Source organism: Variovorax sp. J31P207 (genome assembly GCF_030316965.1).
Lineage (GTDB): Bacteria > Pseudomonadota > Gammaproteobacteria > Burkholderiales > Burkholderiaceae_C > Variovorax > Variovorax ginsengisoli_B.
In genome coordinates this window covers 1-17,296 of sequence record NZ_JASZYN010000025.1, presented here as the reverse complement: position 1 = coordinate 17,296, position 17,296 = coordinate 1, and the positions used below count along the sequence as shown (strand labels likewise).

The 17,296-nt window shown below is 63.4% G+C and carries 11 protein-coding genes and 1 pseudogene; 4 read left to right on the top strand and 8 right to left on the bottom strand.

Features of this window, described 5'->3' with window-relative positions:
- Positions 1-25: 25 nt before the first annotated feature.
- The 6 genes from QTI68_RS38795 to mhpA are packed head-to-tail and all read right to left on the bottom strand — an operon-like array spanning position 26 to position 6,347.
- Positions 26-1,099, bottom strand: coding sequence for a branched-chain amino acid ABC transporter permease (locus QTI68_RS38795; RefSeq protein ID WP_286529639.1), 1,074 nt, complete (start codon positions 1,097-1,099; stop codon positions 26-28).
- 12 nt (positions 1,100-1,111) lie between these two features.
- A complete protein-coding gene (locus QTI68_RS38790) occupies positions 1,112-1,966 on the bottom strand; it encodes a branched-chain amino acid ABC transporter permease (protein ID WP_286529638.1) in 855 nt (284 codons plus the stop codon).
- A gap of 2 nt (positions 1,967-1,968) precedes the next feature.
- Positions 1,969-2,673, bottom strand: a complete 705-nt coding sequence (locus QTI68_RS38785) for an ABC transporter ATP-binding protein (RefSeq protein ID WP_286529637.1) — start codon at positions 2,671-2,673, stop codon at positions 1,969-1,971.
- Positions 2,674-3,393, bottom strand: a complete 720-nt coding sequence (locus QTI68_RS38780; RefSeq protein WP_286529636.1) for an ABC transporter ATP-binding protein — start codon at positions 3,391-3,393, stop codon at positions 2,674-2,676.
- Positions 3,394-3,406: 13 nt separating this feature from the next.
- Positions 3,407-4,660 carry an ABC transporter substrate-binding protein gene (locus tag QTI68_RS38775; protein ID WP_286529635.1) on the bottom strand — a complete coding sequence of 418 codons (1,254 nt, stop codon included), beginning with the start codon at positions 4,658-4,660 and terminating at the stop codon, positions 3,407-3,409.
- A gap of 34 nt (positions 4,661-4,694) precedes the next feature.
- Positions 4,695-6,347: a bifunctional 3-(3-hydroxy-phenyl)propionate/3-hydroxycinnamic acid hydroxylase MhpA gene (mhpA, locus tag QTI68_RS38770; RefSeq protein WP_286529634.1), complete on the bottom strand. Its 1,653-nt coding sequence runs from the start codon at positions 6,345-6,347 to the stop codon at positions 4,695-4,697.
- A 252-nt stretch (positions 6,348-6,599) separates the two neighbouring features.
- On the opposite strand from mhpA, the gene QTI68_RS38765 reads away from it, so the two are divergent.
- A complete protein-coding gene (locus QTI68_RS38765) occupies positions 6,600-7,277 on the top strand; it encodes a TetR/AcrR family transcriptional regulator (protein WP_286529633.1) in 678 nt (225 codons plus the stop codon).
- 577 nt (positions 7,278-7,854) lie between these two features.
- Here QTI68_RS38765 and QTI68_RS38760 read toward each other — a convergent pair.
- Positions 7,855-11,214: an AfsR/SARP family transcriptional regulator gene (locus QTI68_RS38760; protein ID WP_286529632.1), complete on the bottom strand. Its 3,360-nt coding sequence runs from the start codon at positions 11,212-11,214 to the stop codon at positions 7,855-7,857.
- A gap of 134 nt (positions 11,215-11,348) precedes the next feature.
- Here QTI68_RS38760 and QTI68_RS38755 point away from each other — a divergent pair, with 134 nt between their 5' ends.
- On the top strand, positions 11,349-12,947 hold the full coding sequence (locus QTI68_RS38755; RefSeq protein ID WP_286529631.1) for an AMP-binding protein: 1,599 nt from the start codon (positions 11,349-11,351) through the stop codon (positions 12,945-12,947).
- The gene (locus tag QTI68_RS38750; protein WP_286529630.1) at positions 12,944-14,443 is read left to right on the top strand and encodes an aminotransferase class V-fold PLP-dependent enzyme; all 1,500 of its coding nucleotides are present in this window, start codon (positions 12,944-12,946) and stop codon (positions 14,441-14,443) included. The genes QTI68_RS38755 and QTI68_RS38750 overlap by 4 nt, the downstream gene beginning before the upstream one ends.
- Positions 14,444-15,418: 975 nt before the next feature.
- Here QTI68_RS38750 and QTI68_RS38745 read toward each other — a convergent pair.
- The gene (locus QTI68_RS38745) at positions 15,419-16,462 is read right to left on the bottom strand and encodes a sensor histidine kinase (RefSeq protein WP_353506473.1); all 1,044 of its coding nucleotides are present in this window, start codon (positions 16,460-16,462) and stop codon (positions 15,419-15,421) included.
- A gap of 290 nt (positions 16,463-16,752) precedes the next feature.
- On the opposite strand from QTI68_RS38745, the pseudogene QTI68_RS38740 reads away from it, so the two are divergent.
- Positions 16,753-16,899 (top strand): annotated as a pseudogene (locus QTI68_RS38740) (IS110 family transposase); the annotation flags it as partial.
- Positions 16,900-17,296: the final 397 nt, after the last annotated feature.

Sequence of the window (17,296 nt, the reverse complement as noted above, 5' to 3'; positions counted from 1 at the left end):
GTCGGCCCTTCCGACGCGGCGTTCTTCACTCAGGGTGTGCGTTGAACGCAAGCGCTGCACTTGCCGCGGGTGCGGCATTGAATGCTGGGCGTTCAGAAGGCACGAGGCGTCTCGAGGTGGGAAACAAGCACCAACCCCAGCGTTGTTGTACGAAGCCCCAGAGTCCTTGTTTGAAGAAGATGGTTGTGACGATAGCGATGAGGCCGAGTCCGATGAGGTACCAGCTGCCGTAGTCGCTGAATACCTTGTTCAGTGCCCAGAAGACCAGGGCTCCGACGAGCGGGCCTTCGATGCGCCCGATGCCACCAATCACTACCATGAAGATGGCGAACGCGGTCCAATTCACGCTGAACGCTGCATCGGGGCTGATGCGCAGATTTCCGACGAAGTACAAAGCTCCGGCCAGTCCAGCGCCGAAGGCGCTTACCGCGTAGACAGCCAGCTTCATGCGGTCCACGGCGATGCCTTGGGAGCGCGCAGCAACTTCGTTGTCACGGATGGCTAGAAGCGCCAGTCCTCGCTTGCTACGCAGGAACAGGTACACCAGGGCAACCGATGCCACCACGCAAGCCAGCGCCATCCAGTAGGTCACGGATTCTCGGGTTGCCTTGTCGATGCCTCGTAGCGCAGTGAGCGTGGTTCCCGAGCCACCACCGACGGCAGAGATGTTAGCGACCGTCAGGCGAAAAACCTCAGAGATGACCCAAGTCGCGATGGCGAAGTAGCCCCCTTGCAAGCGAAAGGCGATACGGGACACCGGAATCGAAATCAGGCCGGCCAGAACGGCACCGAGCAAGACGCCGACGAACGGATTGACGCCCCAGAAGTTACCCAGGGCGAGCATGGCATAGCCACCGAGTCCGAAGAATGCCTGTTGGCCAATTGACACCATGCCGCCGTACCCGGCGAGCAGATTCCACATCATCGCGAAGATGAAGTAGCACGAAATCTCGACGAACTCACGCATCCAACTGGATTCGCCCCACCATGGAAGGCTCGCGAGGACCATGACGATGGTCAGGCCCAGCCAGAGAAGCGAAGTACTTGCGCGCGTTCCGCGAGCAATTCTGTAGCCGTGAATTGGGTGATTTGCTTGCACGTTTGAATCTCCTTAACCGCGCGTCTTCGGCATGAGGCCTTGCGGTCTGAAGACGAGCAGGACCAGAAAAACCAGGTGACCGGCCCAAATGCCCCAGCCAGGGTCCAGCCGAAAGCCGACTTGTTGGGTGATGCCAAGCAACATCGCGCCTGCAAACGTTCCCCAGAAGCTACCCATTCCGCCGATGATTACGGCTTCGAAAGCGAACAGCAGCAGCATCGGTCCATCGGACGGTGACACCGTCGTGCGCATCGCCTGAAGAGTGCCTGCCAGACCTATCAATACAAAGGCGATGGCGGTCGCGAACGCGCAGACCTTGCTGGCGTTCAGGCCCATGAGTTCTGCGATTTCCCGGTCATCGGAGACGGCCCGGAAGGCGCGGCCAAGCGCGGTACGTCCGAACAGCCACTGGAGAGCAACCGTGACGAGGACTGCCAGTAGAAGAATCAGCAGCGGGAGCGTGCCTACTGACAGGTCGCTCGTGAGGGCCCAGCTCTGCGTGTTGAAGCCATCGGTGTCGATGGAGCGAGGGTCGGCGGAGAACGTTTCCAGGAGCAGATTCTGGATGACGATGGATAGTCCGAACGTCACCACCAGCGATGGCAGCGGGTCCCTGCCAAGGGTTCGATTGAGAACTACGAACTGCAGCGCAAAGCCGGCGAGCGCAGCCACGGGCAAGGTCACCAACAGCGCAAGCCATGGCGGCATGCCGAACATGACCAAGACGACCGTCGAGAATGCGCCCAATATGACGAAGTCGCCGTGGGCAGTGTTGGTCAGGCGCATTACGCCGAAAATGAGCGACTGGCCCTGTGCAAACAGCGCATAGAGGCCACCCAGAAGCAGACCTTGAACGAGGGTGTCCATGTTCAGACTCCGAAGTAGGCGAGGCTGACTTGCTCGCGCGTCAGCCTGGAAGACTCGCCCTGCAGGGACACTTTGCCTTCCTGGAAGCAATAGAGACGTTTGGACACGCGCTGAGCTACTGACACGTCCTGTTCAACGATGACCACAGTCATGCCTTCTCCAGTAATTGTGGGCATGGCCTCGTAGATTTCGCGGATGACCACGGGTGCCAAGCCCAACGAGAGCTCGTCGCACAGCAGAACTTCGGGGTTGCTCATCAACGCACGGCCGATGGCGACCATTTGCTGTTGGCCTCCTGATAGCGCCGTTCCTGGCTGCCGGCGCCTCTCCAGCAAGATGGGAAATAGCCTGTAGATGCGTGCCAGGTCCCAGGGACCCTTGCGAGCTGCGTTGGCGCCCATGAGCAGGTTCTCTTCAACCGAAAGAGAAGCAAACAGACGGCGGCCTTCCGGCACCATTGCCAGTCCTTGGCGCACGATTGACGCGGGTGAGGTGCCGCCAATCGGCGTGCCCTTCAAGGCGATGGATTCGCGAGCCGTCTTGAGCAGGCCTGTCAGGCATTTGAGGAACGTGGATTTGCCGGCACCGTTCGCACCGATGATGGCTACGAGCTCTCCCGCTTCGAGGCGAAAGTCGATGCCGAAGAGCGCCTGGGCATCTCCATAGAACGCTGTCAGGCCATGAGTCTCGAGCAAGGACGTATGCATCTATGCCTCCATACCCATGTAGACGCGCCGGACCTCGGGGTCCTGCATGACGTCGACTGGCAGGCCCTCCGCCAGGCGTTGCCCGAAATTGATGACAAAGAGACGGTCGGCAACGGAGAGCAACGCGTGCACCACGTGCTCAATCCAAATCATAGTGACGCCGGCAGCCTTGATTCGCTTGAGTTCTTCGACCAGCTCTTGCGCTTCGTGCTCCGTTAACCCGCCTGCAATTTCATCGAGGAGAAGCAGGTCTGGAGCTGTCGCGAGCGCTCTTGCCAACTCCAGACGCTTGCGGTTGAGCAGCGTCAACGAGCCGGCAGGCTTGTTCGCATAGGGCATCAGTCCGGTTTGCTCCAGGACGCTGATGGCAGCGTCCCATGCCTGGCGCTCTGAAAGCTCGGCGCCAAAGCTTGCTGCAGTGACCAGGTTCTCGAACACCGTCATGTTTCCGAAAGGCTGCGGCACTTGGTAGCTGCGGCCGATTCCCCGGCGACATCTAAGGTGGGATGGAAGGACGGTGATGTCGTCCTCGCGATAGCGCACTTCACCGGCGTCAACCTTGACGTCACCGGAAATCAGGTTGAACAAGGTCGTCTTCCCGGCGCCATTGGGCCCGAGGATGCCGAGGGTCTCGCCCTTCTCCACGGCAAGAGAAATCCCATCGGTGACCTTGACCGCCCCGAAGGACTTGCTGACCGCTCTCAGTTCAAGTATCGGCATTGTTCGCTCGCCGTCACATCAGCTGCAGGGCGCCGCTGGTGGGAATTGCTTTGGCCGATTCGTTGTTCACGATGGCCAGCTCGTACTTGAATCGCTTGCCCTTTGTCCACTGACCCAGAACGAGCGGCGTCTTGCTCACGTTGCGGAACGGTCCCTTGCCGTTCCAGCTGATGACGCCAACAACGGTCTTCAGTTGGGTTGCGGCGACCGCGTCGCGAACATCGCGCGGCTTGAGGGACTTGCTTCGCTTGAGGACATCGGCCATGACCTCGAAGAGAGCGTGGGAGAACGCCAGCGGTTGCGTCCACTGCTTCTTCGTGCTCGCCTCATAGGCGTCTGCCAGTGCTCTGGAGCTTTGGCCGGTCAGGCTGGAGCTGAAGGGATGGGAAGGGCTCCACCAGACCTCGGTGGTCAAGCCTTCTCCGAGGTCACCCAGTGCCTCGATGGCCAAGGGGTGCATGAGCGCTTTGCCCAACGAGACAACCTTGGGCCTGAAGCCTTGCTGCCGAGCCTGTGTCAGGAAGGTCTTGGCGTCTGGCGGAATGATGACGCCTGTGACGATTTCGACTCCGTCGCGCTTGAACGCTGCGATTTGGGCCGAGAAATCCTGTGTGCCACTCTGGAAGCGACCGGGGTCGGTGAGGCCAAAGCCCATTTGAGCCAGAGGCTTCGGAAACCCAAGGTTCTTGTCGCCCCATGCGTTGCCATCCCCATCGTTCGGGAAGAGCGCGCCAACCTTCTTGTTGGTCTCGACGCTCTTCCAGCCGTTGGTGAATGTCGAGATGACGTCCTCCAAACCCCAGAAGAAGTGGTAAGTCCAGTCGAAGCCAGTTTCCGGGTTACCTTTGCGGCCGAAGAACCAGGGCTGCCATGGCACGACCGAGCTGATGCATGGCACCTCGTTGAGCTCGGCAGCATCACTTACCGGATTCGCCGTTTCAGGCGTGCCCGCGGTCAGAAGCAGCGCCACCTTGTCTTTGAGAATCAAGTCGTTGGCCACTTCGCCGGCGCGGTTGGGATTCGATTGACTGTCCTTGAGCAGGACCTGAACCTCGTACTTCTTGCCCCCAACCGACAGGCCATCCTTGAAGGCGTTCTTCATCTGTTCGATGACCCACTTGTCGGTCTCCCCGAAACTTGCCAAGGCGCCGGTCTGGGGCGACACGTAGCCGACCTTGATGACATCAGCAGCGCTTGCGAGTGAGGCTGTCCCCGTCGTGGCGATGGCGGCGAGTCCTTGAGTGAACTGTCGGCGATTGAGGCTCATGACTTGTCTCCTATGTGAAAGGGAAGCGTGCGGGTCAAGCGAGGGCGGCCTGGCGTGGGTTGCGGTCTTCGTTTGCCGCTTCATCGAGAAGCGTCAGATGCAGGCGCGACATCACTTCCTGGAATCGCTGGCGCATCTGCTCGGGAGTGCTTGCTGTGGCTGCTACGTAGAAGTCGGGGCGAAGCAGCACGTAGCGCGCCTCGATGTCGCGGAGCCACGTGGCGTACGTTCCGTTGATGTCCACGGCGTCGCAGGGTGTACCTGGCCTGCCGACCTTGACGGTGACGCCGCCAAGGTGTGCGAGTTGCATGTGTTGGAGGGGTGTCAGCGCCTCGGCAGGGTCGTTGTCCAGGGCAATCAGCATCCAGCCTTGACTTACCGCTTGGTCGAAGCGGTCGTGCTTGCCATGGGCTTCGACGAAGCCCTGGACGGAAAGCTCCCCGGCATGCGCTGCGTCCTTGCACCACGCGCCTTCGCCCAAGCGGCAGATGTCCGTCGGAACGGGCTTGTTGTTGCGCTCGGCGAGCTCGGCCTTCATGCGCGTATCGCGCTCGGCCGCTTCCTTCTCGTCGTGGATGCAGATGATTTTTCCCAGCTCCTGGCTGAAATCGATGTAGTGCTTTGCGTGCTCCAGGCGTTCGGTCGTGTAGCTCTCGAGTACTTCGAGACCCAGCTTTCCTTCAAGGATTGCATTGAGCCGCCAGCCCAGGGCGACTGCATCTCGCACTCCGGCGCACATGCCCTCGCCGGCAAACGGAGGCATCAGATGGGCGGCATCGCCGGCTATAGCGCAGCGGCCTTTGGTCCACTGTTTGGCCCAGCGCGCCTGGAATCGGTAGACAGCACTGCGCTCGAGGGCGGCGTTTTCTGGCGTCAGGCCCCAAGGCTTGAGCAGCTCCCAGGCGCGTTCGGGCTTCTGCATTTCTTCGACAGATTCGCCGGGAAGCACCATGTATTCCCAGCGACGACGGCCCGGGCCGCCTGGCACGATGGTCGTAGGGCGCTTCGGGTCGCAGAGCTGCCATTGGGCAGGCTGTACCTGGTAAGGCCCATTGGGAATCATGTCGAGGATGAGCCAGTCGAAGAAGTAGCCCTTGTCCTCGTTTTCAATCGCCAGGCTTTCACGGACGAAGCTGTTTGCACCGTCCGCGCCGATGACGAACTTCGCGCGCAGCGTTTGCGTCGGTCCATCCACGCCGACTTCTTCAGGATTGCGCTTGAGCGTGAGGGTGACGCCCTCCGCATCTTGAGCAAGTGCGACACCCTGCCAGCCGCGGACCTGGGTCACCGTCGTCAATTCGCTCGCGATACCGGTGAGGCGCTCTTCGAGGTCCGGCTGGTTGAACCAGTAGCGCACCCGCCAGCCGGATGCAGATGTGCTTTTCCAGTCGACGATTTGCAGGTTCTCGCCCTCGGCATCCTTCCAGTAGTACAGCTCGTCGTGGAAGCTGATGGCAGGGTCGTTCTCGGAATCGATGCCAAGAGTCGCGAGGATGCGGGCAATCTCGTGGTCGTAGGTGACGGCCCGCGGCCGGCCATAGGACTTGCTCCATCGCTCAACAAGCGTGACACGCTTGCCACGCTTACCAAGGAGGATGGCAAGCAAGGTGCCGACGGGACCGCCGCCGACGATGGCGACGTCCGCGTCGAAGGATTCGGCGGCAGAAGTGGCTTTGGAATTGGTCATGAAAATTCCTTGAAAAGTGAGCGTTCGCTTGCTTCGCTGACAGCAAGCAGTAAAAGAGCTAGGCGGTTACGCGGCTGCTGGGAGCAACCTGGCTACATCTCCTCCCAACGTGGAAATGAATGTACGTCGAAAGTGAATGACGTTCAGATATGGTTTACCCTCATATCGGGACGTTCATCTGTGTCCGGGTGTTGCACAGCGCAGCCGACGCCCCTTCATAGAAAAGCAGGGATTCGGAATAGACTGACGTTCATGAATGAAGCCAATCCGAACGCCACCGTGAAGGCGCATCAAGAGGTACAGGGTCGGGTGGCCCGTCGCCAGCAGAAGAATCGACAGGCCCTGCTCCGTGCAGCCAGCACCGTGATGAGTAGGAAGGGACTGGACGGCGCGACCATGCTGGAAATCGCCGAGTTGGCTGATGTCGGCGCGGGCACCGTTTACAACTACTTCAAGTCAAAAGACGAACTCGCGATAGCGGTACTCGAGGACATGATGCACAGCCTCGCGCTGCGCATTGAGGCGACGACCAAGGGTTTTACGGACCCCGCGCAGGTCTACGCTTTCGGCATTCGCACCGTCTTGGAAACGGCTACCAACGATGTGCGTTGGAAGCAGTTGCTCAACCGCTCAGAAGTGATTGCGGATGCGCTCTTTCGTCGAATGGGTCCGTTCGCGATTCGCGACCTGCGAAGGGCTGCCGATGCCGGGCGATTCAAAATTCCCAATGCCGAACTTGTGTGGCGCTTGACGAGTCACGCGATAGTTGGTGTCGCGCTGGCCATCACTTCGGGCGCGGTACCCGCAGATTCGACTGACCAGGTGATTGTTCGACTGCTCGGGATGACCGGTATCGACGCCGACTCTGCACTTGAACTCGCCATGCGGCCAAGGCCCGCTCTTTCCGAGATTTCAGGCGGCGAACGATGACGACAGCCGTGTGGGGGGCATTCGGTTCTCGAAGTAGCTGATGCGCCACCGCCGATTGGCGGCGCAGTTCGATTGCGACGGTTGCTAGACGGCACTCCCCGGCCGAGGGCAACGACGACCCTCGCTAGGTCAAATGTTTAGGGGACTCTCGAACGTCGACTCTCGTTGGGACGCCACATCTGGAATGGGCGCGAGACTCCAAGTGCCTGAACGTCTGTTTTCGCAAGGACGCTGCTTCTGCTTCGGGCACGAGGCCGTCATGCGTTTTCAACGTCCGCTTTCGCGGCCCGCCTAGGTCCGCTCAGGGCCCCCAACGCCAGTTCGCTGGATGTCGAAGCGGCCATTCAACTCGATCTCGTCGGCCGCCACCTCCTATCGGGGGTCAGGTTCCGAGGTACACCGGTCATGCACCGGCAAGAGCGTCAACGTCAGCTTTCAGAAGTCGCTGCCATTCAGTTCGAAAACACGTACAGCCGCAACCAGTCAGTCTGATGCGGAAGATCAAGCAATCGAGCGCTGGCAGCGTGAAACCTGCCCCTGCAACGCTGCGGCTGCGAGGGCAATGCGGGGGCGAAATCTAAATGTCGGACAAATTGGGCTTTCGCTCCGACACTGTGCACTGCAAGCCTTGGGCACCCAAGGCGTGGCAAGCGCGTGCCAGTTCAACGTGCATACGCTGCCGTTCGGCATACGCTATCGCACGCTTCAATAGCGCCTGGCCCTCGTCAGTGCGGCCCTGTGCCTGGGCTCGGGCGCCTTGAAGCCGCCACTGCAGGATCGCTGCCGGCGGAAAGCGCCGCACATGCATCGCCAGCGCAGGCTCAAACGCCCGCCACGCCTCTTCCAGGGGCCGTTGCACGGTGCTGCTGGACGGTTCATGCGCGTACAGCGCCAGCAAAGTGTCGCCCAGTCCCGCGTACCCCTCATGCGCCCACCACGCACTTTGCATGCGGCGGGCAGCTGCCACGCCGGCGTACACCGCCGCCCGTGCTCCCGGGACGTCTCCGCTGCGCCAAGCAAGTCGCGCGGCCAGGCCGAGGCGACGCAAGGTGTAGGCGGCGTCGATGTTTTCCATTTCCGTCATGGCGAGCACGGCGCGTTCGTAGTGGCTGCGCAGCATGTCGTCATCGATCGGTTCCAGGCAGAGCCCCACTTCGACCAGCCCGATCGGGCCCCACGCGCGCCACGATTCGCCGGGGCGGCGCAGGGCCAGTTCATCGAGTTCGTGGAAGCGCCGCAAGGACTCGTCGAGCCGCCCCTGAAAGAAAGCCAGCTTCGCGGAAAGCGCGCGCATGTTCATTTCCTGCCGGCCACAGCGCAGGCGGGCAAATTGCTGCGCCGACGCCTCCAGTTCCTGCGCCAGGCCGTCCCAGTCGCCCAGGCCGGCAAGCACGACACAGCGGCTTTCGCTAAACAGGGCGCTCACGCGCGGGTCATTGGCGGGCAGGCTCGCCTGCAGTTTCTGAGCCCGCGCGACCAGCCGTCGCGCGATGACCGGGTGCCCCGCGGTCGAGAAAGCAAGCGCGCTCGATCCCACGCGAAGGCCTCCATGCAGGCGCAAGCGCCGAAACAGAACGTCGGCCTCCACCGAGATGCGCATCAAGGGGCGCTGGTCGGGCGAGAACACCAACAAGCCCATGGTGCAGTAGAGGCTGCGCAAGACCAGGGCCGAGAAGGCGGAACGGGATGGTTCGTGCGTCGGCCATTCCGCCAAGGCGAGCAAGCGGCGGGTCGCCGGCATCAGCTCGGCCCAGGGCGTCTGTTCGAGATCGGCACTGCACAGCCCGAGTTCGGCCAGCGCATGGATATAGCCGCGCAATGCGGCCCTCGATGCGCCACAACCGTTGAGCAATTCGGCGCGCCGCAGCCCCCAGCCGACCCTCTGCCATCGCGGCAGCTCTTCATGTACCAGCGCCTGCGCCAGCAAGGTCGCGGATTCGGCTTGCCGATCGGCGTGCAGCAGCATGGCTACGGCGCGGTCGGTCCAATCCGCCGCACGCGAGGGCTGCATGCGGCCGGCAACGAGGCGCGCTGCAGCCATCAACGTCGGCGCCGAGCCGCAAGCGCTGTCGGCCAGGGTCATCGCTCGGGCGGCCGCCTCTTCATCGTCCGTGGGCAGGTCGGAAAAAGGCAAAACCGATGGCATGCGCTCGTCCAGCCATTGCACGACCCGCTCGATCACCATCGGCTGCGCCGTGGACGCGCCGACCTGCCGCCGCAACCAGGCCAGCAGCAAGGGATGAAAACCGAGGCGCCCATCGCCCTTCGCATCGCCGCTGCGCATCAGCCAGGAATGCGCGCGCAAGGTCGCCAGCGCGGTGTCGCTGGCGCCAATGACGCGCGCCAGTTCGGCATCGAAGTCGCCCGGCAGCTGCGACAGGCGCAGCGCCGTGTCGCGCGCGTCCCCATCGAGCAGCGCCCATGAGTCGTCGAGCACGGTGTCGAGGCTGCGGTGCTGATCGGTCTCGTCGCGGTCGTCGTCGACCAGCGGATCGCCCTTGTCGAGGTGCTCGAGCACGGGTGCCACGCCAGCGGTGTGGACGCTTCGGGCCGCCATTTGCAGTGCAAGAGGCAGGCCGCCGACGAGACGACAAATGCGATGCACGGACTCGGCCTGCGCGTCGGCATCGAAGCCCGGTGCGAGCCGCCGCGCGGCCGCGCTGAACAGCCGCACCGCCGGCACCATGCCCAGCCCACCCAGTTCCAACAACCATTCCTGGCCTCCGCCCACCCGCACGCGCGAGGTGGCCAGCACCTTCACGCCCGGCGCGCGCTCGCGCAACATCGGTTCGAAGGCGCGCGCCGCGGGGACTTTCTCAAGGTTGTCCAGCACCAGCAACAGCGCCCCGGCGGCGTGACGGTCGGCCCCGGTGCGCGCGACGGTCTGCTGGATCAGGCTTTCGGCGTCCTGCAGCGCGCCACCGCCGTCAACACGGCCGCTCAGCCAGAGCACGCCATGACGGCAATGCGGCCCCCACGCTTCGGCGGCGGACTGGGCCAGCCGTGTCTTGCCAACTCCGCCCGGGCCCGTGATCGTGAGCCAGCGGCAGGCCGGGTCGCCCAATCGCTCGCACGCGAGGTCGAATTCGGCTTCGCGGCCGATCAGATCGGGCGTGGCGGAAACTATCGATGGCGGCGTGTTTGCGACATTTTCGGCGGACGGGTCAAGCAATGGCGCCATCATCGCCTCTGGCGACACGCGCGCAGGCTTCGGCCCACCGGCGTCCGAATGAATGTGTGTGTAGAGCGCGTAACACTCGGCCGACGGCCTGGCGCCCAGTCGTTGGAGGAGCGCGGCGCGGCAGGCTTCGTATTGGGCGATGGCGGCCGTGCGACGGCCGGTTGCCGCCAGCAGGCGCATCAGAGCCATGTGCGCCGCCTCGTCGGCGTCGTCAACGTCGAGCAGGCTGCGAGCTTGCGAGGCCGCGTCGTCGAGTGCGCCTGCGGCTTCGCTGCGTCGAAGCAGGTCGTGGCGTAGCAACTGAAGCTCGCGCTGGGCGCGAGGACGCGCTTGTGCGAGCCATTCCTCGAAGCCCTCCGCGCTCCCGACTTCGAAGCCATCGAGCAGCGGGCCACGCCAGGCGTCCGCCGCGGCGCAGCGCCCGGCAGCTGACATTTCGGGCGAGGACATGGCCCGGGTCAAGGCGTGCAGGTCCACTTCCAATGCCGCGCCGGGCGCAAGGCCGATATGTTGAGCATCGACCAGCAACAGCTCGGGCAGCCAGCGGCGCAAGCGCGAGAGCGCACCACGAAGGTTCGACCGGGCCGATGCTTCGTCCAGTTCGCTCCAGAGCATCGAGGCGAGCTTCTTGCGGGCGACCGAGCCGCCCACCGCCGCAAGGTAAAAGAGCAGCGCCTGTTGCTTGGGCGCGAGCAGGCGCGTCAGCGCCTGGCCGTCCAGTTCGAGCCGCCCCTGACCCAACAGCAGTACGCGCAATCCCTGCACTTTTCGCCTCTCGATCTGCCCCTTGCCACGCAGAAGACACGCTGCAAACACGCGGCAAACACGCCAGGGTTCGATGCTAAGCCCGCAAGTCTGCGTAGCGTCCGTCCACCTGCAGGAGTGAAAGTATGTTGAACACCGCCTCCCCCATAGTCGAGGGCCCCGCATTGGCCCGCGCCTTGCCCTCCACGACCGTTCCCCAGTTCATTCGCGAGGCCATCCGGCACCGGCCGGACGCCCTGGCCATGATCGACGGCCCCCATGGGGGCACCATCACCTGCGCGGCGCTGGACCAGCAGATCGGTCGCGCGGCCGCGGGGCTGGCTGCGCAAGGATTCAGGCCCGGCGACACGCTGCTGATTTGCAGCCCAAACAGCCCGGAATGGGTCGTCGTCGCGCTCGGCGCCATGGCGGCGGGCGGGCGCGTGAGCGGTGCCAATCCAGGCTACACCGTGGCCGAACTGGCGCAACAGCTGCGCGATTCGCAGGCGCGCTTCGCCTTTACCGTGCCGCCGCTGCTCGACACGGTACGCCGAGCCGCGGAGCAAACAAGCTGCGAGCACTTCATCGTCGCGGGCATTGCCGAGGCGGGAGACGCGCTCTCGCTGTCGGGCCTGCTGGCAAGCTCCGGGCCCGAGCCGCTCGCGCCAGCCGATCCCGACACTCTGGCACTCCTGCCCTTTTCCTCGGGCACGACCGGCCTTCCCAAGGGCGTGATGCTCACGCACCGAGCCATCGTGGCCAACGTCTGCCAGATCGTGCAGGGCAGCGAGTGGCCGCAGGGCATGGTGTCGCTAGCCTTCCTGCCGATGTTCCATGCAATGGGTTTCGTGCTGACCACGCTTTCCGGCCTGGCCGCGGGCGGCACGCTCGTGACGCTGCCGCGCTTCGAGCCCGAGGCCTTTCTTTCCGCCATTGCCAGCCAGCGCGTCACGCACCTCATCGCCGTACCGCCCGTCATGCAGTTCCTGGCCGGACACCCCATGGTCGGCACCTTCGATCTGTCCTCGCTGCAACTCGTCGGTTCGGGCGGCGCCCCCATGGGCGCTGCGCTCGAAGAGCGCGTCTGCGCACGCCTGAAATGCCCGGCGGTACAGGGCTACGGCATGACCGAAGTGGGGGCGGTGCTGACGCTGGTGGATACGCGCGGCGCACTGCGTCCCGGCTCGGTCGGACAGGTGGTGCCGGGCACGCAGGCGCGCGTGGTCGACCCGGCCACGGGTCGCGACCTGCCGCGCGGAGAAGCCGGCGAACTGTGGTTTCGAGGCCCGCAACTTTTTGCGGGCTACCTCGGCAACCCGCAATCCACGGCGGCAACGCTCACGGCCGACGGCTGGATCCGCACCGGCGACCTCGGCCGGATCGACGCGGACGGCTTCGTCTTCATCACCGACCGGCTCAAGGAACTCATCAAGGTAAACGGCGAATCGGTGGCGCCCGCCGAGCTGGAAGCGTTGCTGATGACGCACCCCGCGATCGCCGATGCGGCCGTCATCGGCCGACCCGACGAACGCACGGGCGAGTTACCCGTGGCCTGGGTCGTGCCGCGCAGCGAGCTCGACGCGGAGGCGCTCATTGTCTGGTTTGCCGAGCGCGTGGCGTCGCACAAGCGGCTGGCCGATGTGGTGCCGGTGGATGCGATCCCCAGGAACCCTGCGGGCAAGCCGCTGCGCCGCGTACTGCGGGCGCGCGATGCCGAACGCATGGAAAGCGTGGGGATGTCATGAGCCACGCGATGAGCCCCGCCTTGCGCAGCATCGATGCCGTGTCGCTCGACGCGTGGGACGTCGAGTCGATCCGACAGCATTTCCTGTTTCCCCAGGCGGGTCGCATCGCAACCAACAACGCCGCCAGCACCCAGCCGCCGCGCGAACTGCTCGCGCTCTACACCGCGCTGGCGCCGCAGTACGAGAACGTGCATCGTGGACAGTCCAGCGCATCGCAACACACAACCAGGCAATTCGAAGCGGCCTACGACGACATTGCGCGCTTCGTCGGGGCGCGCGGCCGCGACAACATCGTGCTAGTGCGCAACGTAACCGAGGCGCACAACACCGTCATGTACTCGCTGCTCACCGAGTTTCGCGATGGTGACAACGTCGTCGCGACGCAGATGGAGCACAACTCGAACTTCGTGCCCTGGTACGCGATGTGCCACGACATCCTGCCGAAATTCGGGCGCCACGTGGCGTTGCGGTTGGCGCGCTTCGATCTGGCAAGCGGGACGCTCGACCTGGACCATCTCGCGGCGCTGGTCGACGCGCGTACCAAACTCGTGTGCTGCACCGGTGCGTCAAACTTTCTGGGAACCCTCAATCCGCTTGCAGCGGTGCGCGCCATCGCGGATTCGAGCGGCTACGTGCAGCCGAACGGCGAGCGCCGTTCATATCTGTTGATCGACGGAGCGCAACTGGTGCCGGGCAGCTTCGTCGACGTGCAGGCGCTCGATGTCGACTACCTGTCGTTCTCTTTTCACAAGATGCTGGCGCCCTTCGGCGTGGGTGTGCTGGTCGCCAAGGAGCACCTGCTGGAGGCGTCCTTGCCATTCCTCTACGGGGGCGACATGGTTGCCGAAGGGAAGGTGTTCGAAGGCAGCGTGAGCTACAACACGCTGCCCTGGAAGTACGCGGCGGGCACGCCGAACATCCTGGGCTCCATCGTTTCGGCGCAAGCGCTGCGCCTGCTGCTCGATCTGGCTTTGCCGTCGGGGCAAGCCTGCTACTTCGACAGCGACAGGCCCATCGAGCGCCGGGACGTCGAGTTCGCCATGCGGCGGGTGTCGACATGGTGCCGACGACTGACTGCGAAAGCGCTCGAGCGGCTCGGCGCCATCGAGGGCATCACGATCCATGGCCCTCGCGAGGCGGCACGCCGCAGCGCGCTCGTTGCCTTCAACGTGGACGGGCACGATCCGTTCTATCTGGCGCGTGCATTCAACGACGCCGGGATCGAAGCACGCGCGGGTTGCCATTGCGCGACGCTCGCGCATCAGGCGCTCGGCGTTCGCGCCAGTTGCCGCCTGAGCTTCTACTTCTACAACACCTTCGACGAAGTCGACCATGTAGTCGACGCGCTGGCCGATATCGTTTCATCGGGGTCCCGGCAATTACTTCCTGCAACGGCTGGTACGCAGCAGCGGTTGCCGTCTTTCGCTCGGCGACGGCCGAAGACTCAGTTCGGCCAATACCGGACGGTCACCGGCGCCTCAGAATTCGCGGGATAGCGGACGTTCGCGGCACGCGCAGGGCTACTCGGCTTGAACGCCACCACGCCATTGACGCTCGCCTACTGGAGGATGCCGGTCACGAAGATGGCGAGGCCTGAGGCGCTGATTGCAAGGCCGATGAATTTTTGTAGCTTCATGAGTGTATGGTGCCATCGGGCGCGGCTTCGCGGGTTCGCGAATCTTGATGCGCGCCATTGAGCGGAGCTATTCCGAGCTCGACCTGTCGCCAGAGGCGATGGCCGCAACAGGCCACAGTCGGCCAGGACCGGCCGCTCAGGTGACCATGCGATTCAATCGGGTAGTCCCCAAGCGCATCCGACTATCACAGGGGCCACAGACTTAGTTACCGGTTCCTAGTGAGAACGCCAAACCCGCAGCACGAGGCGCCGTGAAGCCTCGAGCCCGTCGCGCAGAATGCAGCCGGAAGCCGCTGCCCATCGAGGGTTGACAGGCTAGCGACCCTGACTCAGTCGATACCTTCCTCGCTCGGTCAGATACTCGCGACCTGTGTGGTCTAGCGACACCAGTCCATGTGAGCTGAGGCGACTGGAAAGGTGCCTCGATTCGACGTTGGCCACCGTTCCCGCGAGACCGGCCAGGGCGACCAGCTTCGTCCACTGTTCATCATTCAGCTGAATCTTCTTTGACATGATTCGCCCCTTCGGTTAACAGTCTATGCGTGACTAGGTTTGCTCTGCGCCCCATGGCTTGGCAGACGGTAGTTTCGTGCCGGCCAGGCCCCGGTTTCATGGCAGTAGGGCGCGACGAACAGCCGCTTTGGGTCCGACGCTCTCCTAGCGTCGACAGCGGGTGTCGACCACGAACGGACTTTCGACTGTGGTTCACCCAACCGAAAGGCAGGACTTCGCCAGCGCAACGTCTCCTCCTTGTTAGTCAAGCGTCCTTCGCGGAAGCTTGATGGTGAAGATGCACCCCGTGCCAGGTATGTCCCGAACGGTCAAAACGCCTCCTTCACTCAACGCTTCGTCGCGCGATGGAAAGACCGAGTCCCAACCCGCTCTTGTCCTCACCGACTTGAACGAAGGGCTGGAAGATGCGTGAGGCAGCTCCTGGAGGAAGTCCCCCGCAGTGGTCCTCGACGTCGACCAGGACATAGTCGCCTTCGGCATGGGCGCTTAGTGTGACCTCTGTGTGAGCGTGGGTGAACTTCAAGGCGTTCTGCAGCAAGTTCACCAATGCCGCCAGGAGCCGCTCCCGATTTCCGGAGATGCCCAACCTGCCGTCAACGTCGTGGACCGCGAACGTGCAGCCCTTGGCGTTCGCGTCGAGCGAGGCGGCATTCTTGGCCTCCGCAACGAACGACTCGACCGAAAAGGTCGCCTCATGAGGCGCTTCGGCCGTGCCCCTGACCTGAGACAGCGACAGGTTGAGCAGGGCCGCCAACGAAGTCAGACTCCTTCTCAACACGGCGCCGGTCGCACCCCCGATTGGAACCCGTCCCGATTCCAGGGCCGTGAATGCAAGCGTCGCGGTGTGCAAGTAGTTCCGCAGCTCATGTACTAGCACGCCCAGGCGCTCGTTCTCCTCGGCGGTGTACTGACGCGCGAAGCTGGCGTCCCGCCAGATGCCGAACTCGGTGACCGCGTCGGCAATAGCGTTGTCGAGGCAACGGTTCAACGTGCGAAACTCATCGACGGAGAACGGGGCATCGAGTTCAACGGCCAAGTCTGTGATGGCCTGGCAGAGGTCGCCGTAGTCGTGCACCACCTGGTCGACAGAAAAGCCAAGCTTCAAGAGCTCCTTGCCGTGCGCAGCAGCGCTCAGGCCCATTTCCGACAAGTTTGCGGCGCCACCGCCAGCGGCACCTGAAATCCTGAAGCTCTCGTCGACTTCACCGTTCTCTTGCGCTTCCAGTGTTCTCATCAACTGGTCCAGAAAAATCGGAACGCCGTTGGCGAGTTGCGCAGCCGTGGCTTCTCGCCTGGGCCGCTGAGCAACCTTGGCCTTGCACCGTTCAATGAGCTCTTCGCGATGGTTGTAGAGGAATCTATGCATGTGGTCCTCCATGAGTAACCCCGGCTTCGACGAAGTCGAAGCCCTCAGTTGGGAAAATCCGGCGTCCCCGCACGTCGGCGAGGTCCAGCCATCAGTTCATATCATGCGCTCTGCGCGCGCTGGGGAATGCAACGCCTCCGATGGCCCTGTCGCTCAAGGCGAGGAAGGGTCTCGATGACGCCCTCTTCAGGTTCGGCGACTGGGAAGGCCGGAGCACTGTAAGAGAACTGCGGGTGAACGGCTGCTATGTATAAATTCGAGCTTCCGCTTGGGGCCCGGTGGCGCCGGTGCACTCGCTGCTCACCCGCAACGAGCAGTGGTCGTCGCTGCATCGACGCGCGGTGATTGCCGTGGCACGCAAGCTGGCGGTCATCCTGCATCGCATGTGGGTCGATGGCACGGCGTTCCGTTGGGGAGCGCAGGAGGCTGCCGCATGACCAGCCAAACCAAGCCCCGACCATAGCTAGTGGTTGTTGTGAAGTGATTCGTTGAGGTGTAGACGATGGTCCGGATGAAGCCGCAAATGTCTGCTGCGCATCTAAGCGCGTCCAAAAGCGTGGCTCTCCGCTCCGTCTGACCGATGCGTGCAGCGCCGGGCCGAAAGGCCCGGATCCGACTGCGTAGAGAAGCGTGACCTGCACCGAAACGATTCCAGCACAATACCCACAACACAGAAACAGCGCGCTGTTGCCCGGCGTCAACTATTCTGAGCGCCGGGCGTCAATTATCTTGTGCGGTGCGGTCGAGCAAGATCATTGAGTAGTTGTCGTTGCGCTGCGTTGCCGGCGCGCCGGCCACCCCGCGCGGCGGCGGGAGCTGTGCCCCTTCATCTCC

Bases quoted from the DNA above. Each gene is read 5' to 3' on its own strand.
- QTI68_RS38765 (WP_286529633.1), top strand. From the start codon at position 6,600: ATGAATGAAGCCAATCCGAACGCCACCGTGAAGGCGCATCAAGAGGTA.
- QTI68_RS38785 (WP_286529637.1), bottom strand. From the start codon at position 2,673: ATGCATACGTCCTTGCTCGAGACTCATGGCCTGACAGCGTTCTATGGA.
- QTI68_RS38775 (WP_286529635.1), bottom strand. From the start codon at position 4,660: ATGAGCCTCAATCGCCGACAGTTCACTCAAGGACTCGCCGCCATCGCC.
- QTI68_RS38750 (WP_286529630.1), top strand. From the start codon at position 12,944: ATGAGCCACGCGATGAGCCCCGCCTTGCGCAGCATCGATGCCGTGTCG.
- QTI68_RS38790 (WP_286529638.1), bottom strand. From the start codon at position 1,966: ATGGACACCCTCGTTCAAGGTCTGCTTCTGGGTGGCCTCTATGCGCTG.
- QTI68_RS38780 (WP_286529636.1), bottom strand. From the start codon at position 3,393: ATGCCGATACTTGAACTGAGAGCGGTCAGCAAGTCCTTCGGGGCGGTC.
- mhpA (WP_286529634.1), bottom strand. From the start codon at position 6,347: ATGACCAATTCCAAAGCCACTTCTGCCGCCGAATCCTTCGACGCGGAC.
- QTI68_RS38755 (WP_286529631.1), top strand. From the start codon at position 11,349: ATGTTGAACACCGCCTCCCCCATAGTCGAGGGCCCCGCATTGGCCCGC.
- QTI68_RS38745 (WP_353506473.1), bottom strand. From the start codon at position 16,462: ATGCATAGATTCCTCTACAACCATCGCGAAGAGCTCATTGAACGGTGC.